At 44.2% G+C, this 13,250-nt stretch carries 11 protein-coding genes; 7 read left to right on the forward strand and 4 right to left on the reverse strand.

Annotated elements, in window-relative coordinates:
* Positions 1-402: 402 nt before the first annotated feature.
* The 3 genes from AAFP14_RS05115 to AAFP14_RS05125 all read right to left on the reverse strand — a co-directional run bounded on the left by AAFP14_RS05115 (position 403) and on the right by AAFP14_RS05125 (position 3,150).
* On the reverse strand, positions 403-1,569 hold the full coding sequence (locus AAFP14_RS05115) for an LptF/LptG family permease (RefSeq protein WP_341731226.1): 1,167 nt from the start codon (positions 1,567-1,569) through the stop codon (positions 403-405).
* Positions 1,570-1,636: 67 nt separating this feature from the next.
* Positions 1,637-2,365, reverse strand: a complete 729-nt coding sequence (lptB, locus tag AAFP14_RS05120) for an LPS export ABC transporter ATP-binding protein (RefSeq protein ID WP_341731227.1) — start codon at positions 2,363-2,365, stop codon at positions 1,637-1,639.
* Between the two features lie 314 nt (positions 2,366-2,679).
* Entirely contained in the window at positions 2,680-3,150 is a 471-nt protein-coding gene (locus AAFP14_RS05125; protein ID WP_341731228.1) for an LptA/OstA family protein, read from the reverse strand.
* A gap of 637 nt (positions 3,151-3,787) precedes the next feature.
* On the opposite strand from AAFP14_RS05125, the gene msrB reads away from it, so the two are divergent.
* The 6 genes from msrB (at position 3,788) to AAFP14_RS05155 (ending at position 10,774) form a co-directional block, all read left to right on the forward strand.
* Positions 3,788-4,186, forward strand: coding sequence for a peptide-methionine (R)-S-oxide reductase MsrB (gene msrB, locus AAFP14_RS05130; RefSeq protein ID WP_341731229.1), 399 nt, complete (start codon positions 3,788-3,790; stop codon positions 4,184-4,186).
* Between the two features lie 148 nt (positions 4,187-4,334).
* Positions 4,335-5,063 carry a UMP kinase gene (gene pyrH / locus AAFP14_RS05135; protein WP_340520084.1) on the forward strand — a complete coding sequence of 243 codons (729 nt, stop codon included), beginning with the start codon at positions 4,335-4,337 and terminating at the stop codon, positions 5,061-5,063.
* Entirely contained in the window at positions 5,050-5,598 is a 549-nt protein-coding gene (frr, locus tag AAFP14_RS05140) for a ribosome recycling factor (RefSeq protein WP_340520040.1), read from the forward strand. Before pyrH ends, frr begins: the two co-directional genes overlap by 14 nt.
* Positions 5,599-5,681: 83 nt before the next feature.
* On the forward strand, positions 5,682-6,776 hold the full coding sequence (locus tag AAFP14_RS05145; RefSeq protein ID WP_341731347.1) for a geranylgeranyl reductase family protein: 1,095 nt from the start codon (positions 5,682-5,684) through the stop codon (positions 6,774-6,776).
* A 185-nt stretch (positions 6,777-6,961) separates the two neighbouring features.
* Positions 6,962-7,423, forward strand: coding sequence for an NADAR family protein (locus tag AAFP14_RS05150; protein WP_341731230.1), 462 nt, complete (start codon positions 6,962-6,964; stop codon positions 7,421-7,423).
* 282 nt (positions 7,424-7,705) lie between these two features.
* Positions 7,706-10,774: a GAF domain-containing protein gene (locus AAFP14_RS05155; protein ID WP_341731231.1), complete on the forward strand. Its 3,069-nt coding sequence runs from the start codon at positions 7,706-7,708 to the stop codon at positions 10,772-10,774.
* Between the two features lie 79 nt (positions 10,775-10,853).
* On the opposite strand, the gene AAFP14_RS05160 is transcribed toward AAFP14_RS05155, so the two are convergent.
* Positions 10,854-11,627 carry a pentapeptide repeat-containing protein gene (locus tag AAFP14_RS05160; RefSeq protein ID WP_341731232.1) on the reverse strand — a complete coding sequence of 258 codons (774 nt, stop codon included), beginning with the start codon at positions 11,625-11,627 and terminating at the stop codon, positions 10,854-10,856.
* Between the two features lie 1,088 nt (positions 11,628-12,715).
* On the opposite strand from AAFP14_RS05160, the gene AAFP14_RS05165 reads away from it, so the two are divergent.
* Positions 12,716-13,153, forward strand: coding sequence for a helix-turn-helix domain-containing protein (locus AAFP14_RS05165; RefSeq protein ID WP_341731233.1), 438 nt, complete (start codon positions 12,716-12,718; stop codon positions 13,151-13,153).
* The last annotated feature ends 97 nt before the right edge of the window (positions 13,154-13,250 follow it).

The raw sequence follows: 13,250 nt of genomic DNA on the forward strand, positions 1-13,250 counted from the left end.
TTTGATTGAATATAAAAAAAACGCCCTTTTTTTTAGGGTTAAACGCTTGACTCTTGCCCTTTAATAAGGTACAATTTAATAATGGGAATAGCGACAAAAATAATTATTTTTGTCGCTATTCCCATTATCTAATAATATCATGCCAAATCAACGAAAGTCAATAGGTAATCCTTCTTTTTTATGGCCGAGGACTTAGGGAAGATGGGGAGAGCGGGAAGTCAGATAAAATCCTCTCTTCATCGTCCATTAAACTCTCTCTTCTCTTCTCTTCTCTTCTCTTCTCTTCTCTTCCTTCGCGTACTTCGCGCCTTCGCGGTTAAATCATTCCGATACAACCGGAATTGATATCAGATTTTAATTCAAAAAAAATTCAAATCTCACATCTCAAATGCCCCGATGTCCTTACCTAGAGGCGGCTCGTACTAACAAGAGTCCGCCGATGCCAAAGCCAAAGGCGATGGGCAGCCAAGCTGATAGGATGGGACTCAAGACAGCTTTCACACCCATAGAACTGGTGATGAAAGAAAATACATAGTAAGTGAAAATCACCACTACGCTAATACCAAAACTCGTGCCTTTACCAGAGCGACGCGGTTGAGTACCCAAAGCGGCTCCGACAATCGCAAATACCATAGACACAAAGGGAAAAGCATATTTCTCTTGAATTCTCACGCTAAGTTTGCGGATTTGTGGTTCGTCACCACTGTTTTTAATTAACTCCAATCGCTCTAGAGCTTGGGCAATATTCATTTCCTTAAAATCCCGCGCTCTAGCGGCTAAATCTAAGGGTGTACGGGGTAGTTTCAATTGTTGGTGTTCAAATCTAACAATATTGCGGTAAGAACCATCAGGAGCTACTATATAAGCCGTGCCGTTGAAAAAATCCCAGGTGTTTTCGGAGGGATTCCAGGTTGCTGATTCTGAAGAAACTATTTGATTGAGGCCGGGGGTGGAGCGATCGATAATTGTTAAACCTTTCATGCGTTTCCCGTCAAATTCTTCTGCATAAAAAAAGCGGGCTAGGGTTTCATTGGCGCTTTTGTCAGCTTTCCGAAATTCTGTGTAAATAATATTGCCTTTTTGAAATTGCGGTGTTTCTCGCTTCAGAGCTTTGTCTAAAGTCAATGTAGCCCGATAGTTGGCCGCGGGTACTACTAATTCTTGTAAGGGGAAGGTGAGGGCTGTGACAACTAACCCTAAAATTACTGCTGGGATTACCAGTCGGTAGACGCTAACTCCACAACTGCGTAGGGCTACGAGTTCGCTATCGCTCGACATTCGACTGTAAGCCATTAAGGTAGCTAACAGCATTGACATCGGAAAAGCTAATACTACGAAATAGGGAATTTGTAGCATGAAAATTTCCAGGGCTGCGCCGTAGGGGAGTCCTGATTCTGCGACTCTGCGTACTAATTCAAATAAGGCACCGACGGTGATGGCGACGGATGTAAAGAGTCCGACACCAAACAGAAATGGACCCATTAGTTCTTTGACAATGTACCAGTCCATTACCGAAATTCTCGGCAGCCAGTTGATGGGATTGAAAGATTTGGACATTGCTATTTTCATAGTTGCACGCGATCGCAGATTCTTCCTTATGATTAAATTTTGCCTGCTCTTCAATTCCTTCAGGAGATTATCGCACGAAGTTGTCGCCTAAATAATATTGCCGTACTAAAGGGTTCCCGTAGAGTTCTTCTTCTGCGCCGGATGCTAAAATTTGGCCGTCTCGCATGATGTAGGCTCGATCGGTAATTTCCAGGGTTTCTCGCACGTTGTGATCCGTGATCAGGATGCCGATTTGCCGATCGCGCAATTTGGCTATAATACTTTGAATTTCGTTGACGGCGATCGGATCTACTCCTGCAAAGGGTTCGTCTAAAAATAGGAATATCGGTCCGTCTCGCCCCGCAGCCAAAGCTCTCGCCAGTTCAGTCCGCCGTCTTTCGCCCCCGGAAATTTGAATTCCTAAACTGGATGCAATTTTTTCTAACCGAAATTCTTGCAACAGGAAATCTATGCGATCGCGCCATTCCCATCGTGGCACTTGAGTTTGTTCTAGGACTAACAAAATGTTATCCCGCACGGTCATGTTGCGAAAGATGCTGGCTTCTTGGGCGAGATATCCTATTCCCAAATGTGCTCGTTTGTGCATTGGCAATTGAGTGATGTCTAAATCGTTGAGCCAAACGCTGCCTTGATTGGGTTTTTCTAATCCCGTAGCGATGTAAAAGGTGGTAGTTTTGCCAGCACCGTTGGGACCGAGCAATCCCACGATTTCTCCTTGTGCTACAGAAAGATTGACGCGACTGACTATATTGCGTTTGCCGTAGGATTTGTGAATATTTTCGAGTACAATTTTCATTCTCGTCGAGCAATCTCTAACTCTTTTCTCAGACATTTCTTGAAAATTTCATACAAACGAGTAGTTGTATCCATCGTTTCGTTGAACAGGCTTAATTTGATTCCTAGAAACGCTAATCACAAATGTCTAGGATTTGAGTAAGTCTACCAGTTAAATTCCCGTAGGCGGGCAAAGGCGATCGAATTTCAAGTTTATCTGAGATTTTGTATCATTCTGCTGAACAGGCCCGACGGCCTGGCCTGTTCCACAAACAGTCAATTTAATAGTGGGGTGGGTAGGAGAACCCCCCCGCCAAATTTTGCTGTCAGCAGTTTTTAGCGCGGGGCTGTGGTGGGACGTGGGGAGCCGACTGCATTTTGAGCGGCTGCATCTTGCTCTGGGGCAACCAGATACACTGATTCAACCTGCCCTGGTTTGTCTGGTAGGGCAATAAACCGCCCTTCGTCGATTAGATATGTCACGGTTTCGCCCCGCAGGCTGTTCCCTTGCTGCAAGACGTAAACGTCTCCGCTGAGAATGATCCGGCGCTCGCGGCTGAAGTATTGGGCTTGAGCTGCGGTGGCTTGCATTTGGCGGGCTGGGTAGTTGATTTGGACGTTGCCGCGGGCTGTCACGATGCCGGTTTTGGAGTCTGCTTCTTGAATGTCCGATCGCACGCTGAGGGTGCGGGGCGGCGTTGCTTGGGGATAGGTGGGAGATGCTATCGCGCCTGCCAGAGTGAGGGGCAACAGCAGCGATAATCCTTTGAATATTCTCGAATTAAGTAATTTAGCGGAGGACATCATAGATTGTCTGCCTCAAAATTTGTAAAATTGCTCAACGGCATAACTTTTAGCTTTGACAGTTAAGTATTTTATCTTAACGACCGGGAAGACTCCCATTATGTCGATCAGTTCACGACCTACTATCAACCAATTATCCTAGCAACAGAAATGCCAATTTTACTGTCTATGTTGCTGAGTCTGCTGTCCGGGCTAATTTTTTCTAGGAAGAGTTAGGGACAGTTTACCGGGCTTTGGCATAGGGTGGCTATCGGTTCTGTGTCGATCGCCCCGATCTTACTTCAATTTTATTCTTAAATAGCAGAATCTGGTGATTATTTGCCGATCGCACCATCGCCATCTACTCCACTTCTTTAACAAGTAGGTGTTCTCAATTAATGCCCAAATCAAAAAATCCAAACAGCAGAGCTATTCAGCTACTCCTTTTTTCAGGTATGTTCATTTCGAGCAAATTAGGTTAATATTAATGGAGACATGAGTTGACTCGCTATATTATAAGGAACACGGCAGACGGCAGAGGTGAAATTCCATAAAATCGATGATTTTAGCAATTTCGACTGTCCCGATCGCCGGATTTATTCCTCCTCTATATACAGTCAACGATTCACAGTCAACAGCTAAGAGTTAACCACCTCAAATCATGATTAAAAAAGTTCAAAAAACTGACGCAGAGTGGCAACAACAACTAACACCAGAACAATTCAAAGTTACCCGAAAAAAGGGAACTGAAAGAGCATTTACTGGCGAATATCACGACAACAAAAAGCCAGGAACTTATAATTGTATTTGCTGCGGCACCCCACTATTTGAATCAGAAACAAAGTACGATTCCGGTACTGGTTGGCCGAGTTTCTACGCTCCAGTTAGCGAAGAAAATGTTAAGTGTGAATCCGATAATACTTTGTTTATGCGCCGCACAGAGGTGTTGTGTGCTGTCTGTGATGCTCATCTCGGTCATGTCTTCAATGACGGCCCCAGACCAACAGGTCAGCGCTACTGCATGAATTCTGCTTCTCTTAATTTCGTACCCAAGGATTGAACCTTGAGTTGACCGTCAACCGTCAATCGTCAACATGGCAAGCTCTTCTGGAATGGGTCAAAAATCCTGTTCCAGTTAATTTATGTTCAAAATGCTCCCATACTGCTATCTTATGGTGGAAGCAAACAGAATAAAAAATAGTGGCGGCATGGGGATGGTTTATCAGCGGGTTTTGCTGAAGCTCAGCGGTGAAGCGCTGATGGGCGATTTGGGCTACGGGATCGATCCGGTAGTTGTTAGTTCGATCGCTCAGGAAGTAGCCAAAGTCGTTTCTGAAGGTATTCAGCTAGCGATCGTTGTCGGTGGCGGCAACATTTTTCGCGGCGTGAAGGCAGCTTCGGCGGGTATGGATCGGGCAACGGCAGACTATGTGGGTATGATTGCTACAGTCATGAATGCCATCACATTGCAGGATGCCCTAGAACAAGCAGGAGTACCAACCAGGGTGCAAACGGCGATCGCCATGCAAGAAGTAGCTGAAACCTACATTCGACGGCGCGCCATTCGTCACTTGGAAAAAAAGCGGGTAGTGATTTTTGGTGCCGGTTCTGGTAATCCTTTTTTTACTACTGATACGACAGCCGCTTTGCGGGCGGCTGAAATTGATGCAGAGGTGATTTTTAAAGCTACTAAGGTAGATGGGGTGTACGATTCTGACCCCCACATCAACCCCAACGCTCGCAGATACCAAACCCTCACCTACGGACACGTCTTGAACCAAGACTTACGGGTGATGGATAGTACGGCGATCGCTCTTTGTAAAGAGAATAATATTCCTATTATGGTATTTGACCTGACGGTATCGGGCAACATCTACCGAGCAGTAATGGGAGAATCTATTGGAACCCTTGTGGGAGGTTTTTGTGAAGTTAGCTGACGTGGAAGATCATATGCAAAAGGCAGTTGAGGCTACTCAACGGTCTTTTAATACTATTAGGACGGGACGAGCCAACGCATCTCTCCTAGATCGGATTATGGTAGATTACTACGGTGCTCCAACTCCGATCAAATCTCTTGCCAATATCGGTACGCCGGATGCTTCTACCATCAGCATCCAACCTTTCGATCGCCAAGCACTCAATTTAATTGAAAAAGCGATTTCGCTGTCTGATGTGGGACTCGTACCCAATAATGACGGTTCCATAATTCGTTTGAACATTCCGCCGCTGACTAGCGAGAGACGCCAAGAATTTGTCAAAATGGCCGGAAAATTTGCTGAAGAAGGCAAAGTTGCCATTCGGAATGTCCGCCGCGATGCCGTAGACTCAGTTCGCAAGCAAGAAAAAAGCAGCGAGATTTCTAAAGATGAATCGCGCGACTTGCAAGATAAAGTTCAAAAGCTGACCGACAAGTACATTGCCAAAATCGAAGAAGTTCTGGCTGCAAAAGAGAAAGATATCGTGAAAGTATAACAGTCAAAAGTCATTGGTCAGTTAACTAACAATTAGCAACTGACTAATGACTTTTGACTAATGACTAATTGCTAATGACTAAAATATTTGATTGTATTATTGTCGGTTCGGGACCAGCAGGTAGCACGGCTGCTTATCACTTGTCCCAGCAAGGTCGTTCTGTTTTGGTACTAGAAAAGATGTCTTTACCCCGCCATAAACCCTGTGGCGGAGGTGTTTCTCCGGCGATCGCCCACTGGCTAGATTTTGACCTGACACCAGCTATTTCTGTGAAAGCTACTAAAATTAGCTACACCTGGAAAATGGCAGACGCGGTGGAAGTGGATCTAGAGTCGCCCATGTGGATGGTGCAGCGGGATGTATTTGATGAATTTTTACTCAAACAAGCTCAAAAGGCTGGTGCGGAAGTTAGAGATGCCACTGAAGTCATCGGAATTGAGTTTACCAACTCTGTGTGGTTAGTTAAAACTATCACTGAACCGGTTTATGCTCGCTATTTAATTGGTGCTGACGGTGCTGGTGGTCCGATGGCTAAGTGGTTGGGTTTGAAAGCACCAAAACTCTATGCGAGTGCAAGTTTGGAAACTTCTGCAATCACAGGTGATGTTCTAAATTTTGATTTTGGCACTATTAAAAAAGGTTTTATCTGGAGTTTGCCCAAGGCGGATGGGTACTCTTTTAGTATTGCTGCTATGCGGGGCGATCGACCAAAAAATATCAAAAATATGTTGGCTGATTACGCCACTAACTGCGGTGCGGATGTGATTGTCAGCGACATCCGCGAATATCCGATCTGTCTATGGGATGGCGATCGCCAATTACACTCCCAAAATGCACTGTTAGTAGGAGAAGCAGCTAGTCTCACCGATCCCCTGTCCGGCGAGGGGATTAGACCTGCTATTTTGAGCGGATTTAAGGCGGCTGAGGCGATCGATCGAGCTCTTGGAGGTGTGGGTGACGCTCTGGAAAAGTATACTCAAATTATTAGCGAAGAATGGGGAAGCGATATGCTCTGGGCTAGTCGCTTGGCTGCGGCATTCTATCAGTTTACTGGTGCTGCTTACAGAGCTGGGGTCAAATCCCCTAGAGCTAGTCAGGTAATGAGCAAAATTTTGTGCGGGGAAGTGTGTTATGCCGATATCGCTCACCGCGCTATTAAAAAGCTGATGCCATTTTAATTAGAAGGAAGAAGGAAGAAGGAAGAGGGAAGAAGGAAGAAGAACCCCCCCTACCCCCCAAGGGTGGAGGGAAGAAGGGGGAGGGAAGAAGGAAGAGGGAAGAGGGAAGAGGGAAGAGGGAAGAGGGAAATATTCTGAAGTTCTCACTCTTGATTTTTCATTTAAAATCTAAAATCTAAAATCGAATGACAATTTATTTTTATAAAGTAGATGAGCCTTACGGCTGCTTTTCTAACTTTTCACTCCATGACATTTGCATCGATGGTCAAAAATGGTTGACTGTGGAACACTACTATCAAGCTCAAAAATTTGTCACCAGTGCTGATGAAAGGCTGGTGGCTGCGATTAGAGCCGTACCTACTCCTCAAGAAGCTGCTAACTTGGGTCGCGATCCCAACCATTGCCTTCGTGCTGATTGGGAAGCGGTAAAAATTTCAGTTATGTGCGAAGCGGTTAAAACTAAGTTTCTCACCCATACAGATATTCAACAGATTCTCCTCAACACAGGCGATCGCCTGATTGTCGAAAATTCACCAACAGATTACTACTGGGGCTGCGGTTGCGACCAAACTGGGCAAAATCATTTGGGTAAAATTTTGATGAGCGTGCGCCGCGATATCTCTCAAAGCCTTGCTAACTCCGACTAACTCTAATTTTTAAGTTAATTATCGATACATAAAGTTATATATTAAAATAATAACAAATCATAAGTTGTGATGATTAATGTAAAATGATTTTAAGATTGCGAGAAATTGATCGGATCGTTAAAATAATAATCAGGAGTCAGAGGGATCGTTTAGTTCGAGCTGCGATCGAGCTAAAAATCTACAAAATATTAAGTTGGAATCCGATTTTTGATATCGGGACATCCCCATCTACAGTAAAAAATTCTGATAAATATTACATTACATTGCCGAAAAAGGAGATTTATGAAATTGACAGAAGAACCAGAAAAAATCAATCATCAACTAGACAGAGAACTCTTGGTACGTCGCATAACTGAACGTATCCGCCAATCTTTAGAATTAGAAGATATTTTAAGTTGTACTGTAGAAGAAGTGCGGTCTTTTCTGAAAACAGATCGGATTATGATTTATCGGTTTAGTCCAGATGGTAGCGGAGAAGTTGTTGCCGAATCAATCGATCGCAACCGTCTCCCTTCTCTAAAAGGATTAAACTTTCCAGCCGACGACATTCCCCCCCAAGCCCGCCAGATGTATGTCCGTCAACGCCAGCGGACAATAGTAGATGTCAAGTCAGCCACGATGGCCTTAAGTCCCCTCGATGCGCCCCAAACAGGTGAACCTTTAGCCACTGAGGATATCTACTATCGATCGCTCGATCCTTGTCACAGAGCTTATCTGATGGCAATGGGAGTCCTATCTTCCCTAGTCGTGCCCATTTTGCACCGCCGCACCGCCCCTGCAAACACCAAAACAGACATCTGTGATTCGCCGGAGTGCTTGACGAGATACGATCCAGACAAAAGTAGCCAAACTCACATCGAATTGTGGGGACTTTTGGTATCTCACCACTCCGCCTCCGGCAATATTTACCAAAGTGATTTGGAAGTAGTTCAGTTGGTAGTAGATCAATTGTCGATCGCGATCGCTCATGCCATCCTGCTTCAGCAAACCCGCTCTCAAACAGCCCTGGAAGCCACAGTCAGCCGCATCGCCACCCTATTGTACGGTCAAGCTAACATTCAATTGCAGCAGGCTTTAGAAGCTACTGTCACCGCCATGGAGGGCTGTGGTGGCAGACTCTACATCAGCGCCCCGAAAATCCTCCCACAAAAGTTATCAACTCCCAAAATCGATGGGGAATTTCCAGTTCCCACCAGTCATCAAGTTTCCACAGTCGCTTCTACTACTGATGCCACCAATTCTGCCTTTGAAGTGTTCACCATAGGAGAACAACCCATACTTCCAGAGTGGGAAAATGCCACAAGTGCGATCGAAACCCATCCTCTGTGGCAAAAATGGCTAACCACAGGATTGAACAATCATCAACAGACTCCCAACATTTCCCCCTTGGCAATGGCCAATATTTCAACTATGGTGGGAGCAGACTCCCAATTCCCCATTTGGATAATTACAGACTTATATAAAGAACCTCAATTTAGAGTTTTATCTCCAGCTTTCCAAACTACTCAAATTCGTGGTTTGCTGGTAATTCCCATCCACTACCAACAGCAATTAATTGGGTGTTTGACAATTTTTCGTAAGGAAATTGAAACCGAAAAGATGTGGGCGGGACGCTTTGACACCAGCGCTAAACAAGTGCTTCCTAGACAATCGTTTGAACTGTGGCGAGAAATAAAAAAAGGTCAGTCACCTCAGTGGAAACCGCACGAAATAGAACAATGTTTAGCGATTGCCAACCAATTTCGTTCAGCAGTTAAGCATTATATTTTGCATCAAGAAGTCCAGGCGATGAATGCCAATTTGGAGCGTCAAGTTCAAGAACGTACCGCTCAATTGCAAAAATCCTTGGACTTTGCCAAAGTATTGACGCGAGTCAGAGACCAAATCCGCAGCACCTTGGACTTAAAAACTATACTGCAAACTATTGTCCGAGAAGTGAGAGTTTTGCTAGATACCGATCGCACAGTAATTTACCAATTTACCGACGACAAACAGGGAGAGGTAGTTGTTGAAGATGTTCGCGGTGAGTGGCAGTCAATTTTGGGCGTGAAATCTCCACCAGAATGCTTTTCTCAAGAGTCGTCCTGTCTTTACCGATCGGGACGGGTGCGGGCAGTTAACGACATTGATAATTCGGATTTAACTCCCTGTCACCGCGACTTTTTGGCAAGTTTGCAGGTGAGGGCAAATTTAATAGTGCCGATCGGCAAAGATACCCAATTTTGGGGATTGCTAATTGTCCATGAGTGTTCCGCGCCCAGAGTTTGGCAAACAGCAGAACAGGAATTGCTGCAACATTTGGCAGATCAAGCTGCCATCGCCCTTCACCAAGCAGAACTTTATCAAGAAAGTCTGAATGCAGCCTCCGCCGATCAAGCAAAAGCCGAACAGCTAGCTCAAGCTCTCGCCCAACTCCAAAATACCCAAGCTCAATTAATTCAAACTGAGAAAATGTCCAGCCTCGGACAACTGGTGGCTGGCGTCGCCCACGAAATCAATAACCCCGTTAACTTTATCTACGGTAATCTCTCCCACGCCAACGAATACAGCAAAGATTTGCTCTGCTTGGTGGAACTTTATCGCCAGCACACTCCCAATCCCAACCCAGAAATTACAGAGTGCGAAGAAGCGATCGAAGTAGATTTTCTTACCGAAGATTTGCCGAAAATTTTGGACTCTATGAAAGTGGGAGTGGAACGCATCCGTCAATTAGTTGTATCTTTACGGAATTTTTCTCGACTCGATCGGGCAGAGAAAGATTGCGTTGACATTCACGAGGGCATCGAGAGTACGCTGTTGATTTTGCAGCACCGCATCAAAGCCACCTCCGATCGAGCAGCCATAGAAATCATTAAAGAGTACGATAATTTGCCACCAGTCGATTGCTATGTTAGCTCGCTGAATCAAGTGTTTATGAATCTCCTCGGCAATGCGGTTGACGCAATAGAAAGCCGAAAGATAGAACGAATTAGGAGTTTACCCGGATTAGATACCAATGCACGACCTATCAACTTCAGCTCCCAAAAATTATCCGTTGATTTGGAAGATTTAAATGTAACCAATCAGATTTTAATTCCCGATGTTCCCAATCCTTGCATACGGATTCGCACTCAATTAATAGATGAAAAAACCATAGGAATTTGCATTGCCGACAACGGTCACGGCATCCCGAAAGAGTTAATTTCTCACATCTTTAATCCGTTTTTTACTACTAAACCAGTTGGTAGAGGTACAGGTTTAGGACTTTCTATCAGTTACCAAATTGTAGTTGAGAAGCATAAAGGGGTACTCAAGTGCGTTTCTATTCCAGGTCAAGGTACAGAATTCTGGATTGAAATTCCTATCCATTAGTTAAAGGTTAACAGTTAACGGTTAACTGTTAACTTTTAACTCGAAGTCACGATGCGGATACTAACGGATTTGATATCAATTAAAACAGCACTTGTAGTAGGAAAGAACTGACGGAACCCAGAAGACTCATAAAGTCGCCACCGCCCGCTGTGCGGGGTTCTGTTGGCTTTTGGCGCGCTACAATTGCTTCGGCTAACTGCTTGGACAATTCCTGACCTTGGGAATTCCCTTGCGTGGCAAAAAGTTTGTTAGCTATTGCAGCGTCTTGAGTGGCACCGGCAAAGTCTCCTAAGTCGGCACGAGACATACTGCGAGCAAAATAAACGGAGGCTAAGTCGGGTTTGAGATTGAGGGCTTGGTTGTAATAATCTACGGCGTTTCTGTAGTTTCCAGCTTGGGCCTCGATTACTCCGAGTTTGTAGAAGTCTTCCGCAGTACCAATGTTAGTTGGCATTCCTCGAACTCCTAGCAGTTGGGTGCTGGTTAAATTAGTGTTGAGCAAATTGGCGTTACTCAGGTAGGCGCTTCTCAAGTCGGCACCACTGAGGTTGGCACCGCTGAGGTTGGCGTCAGTTAGGTTAACGCCAAACAAACTGGTGCCGCTGAGGTTAGCTCCGCTGAGGTCTGCCCCAGCCAGGTTGGCTCTACTGAGGTTGGCTCCTCTGAGGTCTGCACCTTGGAGATTGGCTCCTGCTAAGTTGGCTAAGACTAAGCCTGCACCGTTAAGGTCGCACTTGGGACACTGTCGGGTGGCTAGTAGTTGTTGGGTGTGTTGTATGTTTTCGGCCGATGCAGGGGCTAGAGGGGCTAGAGCGCTTAGCACTGTTGCAGCAATGACTATTCTGAGTTTCATTGTTAACCGTCCAAAATCCGAAATATTAAATCTAAAATAACTTGTATTGAGGCAAGTGGAAATGTATAGTTACTGGAGTCTTTCCCTAATAATGATTGTTAGAGCTTATTTACAGATTTTGAAAAATCTGTATTCTCATTAATGTGGCTTCATTAAAATCCAGCAAAAATTATCAATTTAATTTTATTAATTAAGGATTTATTTTTATATTTAATTATAATTAAGTCTGTTTTGGGGTCACTATTTTTGACGATTGATTATAATTACACTCTCTCTAAAAAGAACAATAACTCCGATTAGTTTGCAGCCTTCGTGATGATTAAAATAGTGTGTTTATTCATAAAAGATTTCCCAAATTAGTGGGATTTTTTTCTACATTGTTGATTTTACTGGTTTTGAATGTGACAACGATCACCAATAACTATGGGTAATATCACATAAAGACAGCTTTTTCGATCACAAGATGTTGCGGGAAATAGTACATAGTAGTATTGTACCTCTAACAAATTGACAACTCGACCTTCTACGTGTTTTACTCAAGTAACGATCGACCAAGTAGTTTCATCAATATTTGCCGATCGCAGTTTGTCGGTATCACATTGACTAGGCGCTACCTTAGTCAAATCATGAGACTGCTGAAATCTAAGCATTTCTCGAAGAGAGAAGAACAGAATGCACTTGTCAGAGTCTTGTCAATTCTCTACAAAAGTCCGATCGCCATTGCAGGTTAATCAAGAAGGGCGATCGACAGCATCTGTAGTGATAAATCTTATTTATTTGCTGCCAGCTAATGACAAACGGCCACAGATAAATCAGCAAAAATAACTAAAAAATAACAAAAAACAGGGATTGTGTATAGTACAAAAAACTTAATGAGGGTGTTTTAAGAAACAAAAAAAACCGCTAATTTCCTAGAAAAAATCAAACCTTAGTCAGATTGATGGGATATGTAACCATCAAATAGTTGAAGTAAATCGGTTGTATATTGCTAAGCTGCAAGTCCAAGGTTATCAGTAGCCTCGGAACAGATGCTGTTCCCTTGTCAAGCAAAGCTATTACAGATCGCGAATCCCCATGAGGTAATTAGTATGGCTGGAGTATGTAGACTTAGCATCACAGAGACAATTGAACAATTGAAAAGCTTATTAACCGAACAAAAAACGGCAAGTGGATTTCAAAAAATTCAAGCATTGTACTTGTTCAAAATTTGTCAAGTTAAAACAGTGAAAGAATTGGCACTGACAATCGGCGTAAACCGAATTACCGTGCAGCGGTGGCTCAGAAAATACCGTTCTGATGGACTCGAAGGACTCCTAGAAACAAAACACAGCGGAGGCCGCAAGCCAGCAATTCCTCCTTTGGCCCGCGCTAGCTTAGCAGTACGCCTCAGCGATCCCCATAAAGGCTTCAAAAGTTATGGAGAAATTCAAGATTGGTTGCAGCAGGAATATAACATTCAGGCTTCTTATAAAGCCGTTTACGCGACGGTAAGATACCAATTAAAAACGAAACTGACTAAAGTCTAAATTCAGCACTAATAGACATCTCCCAAACAGGCTGTCAAGCAGTGCTCTTTCATTCTCTTGTAGGGGCTGTCCCCCAGGGCTGTTTCATTCTCACCAA

The sequence above is a fragment of the Microcoleus sp. EPA2 genome, assembly GCA_020882975.1.
Classification (GTDB): Bacteria; Cyanobacteriota; Cyanobacteriia; order Cyanobacteriales; family Microcoleaceae; genus Microcoleus.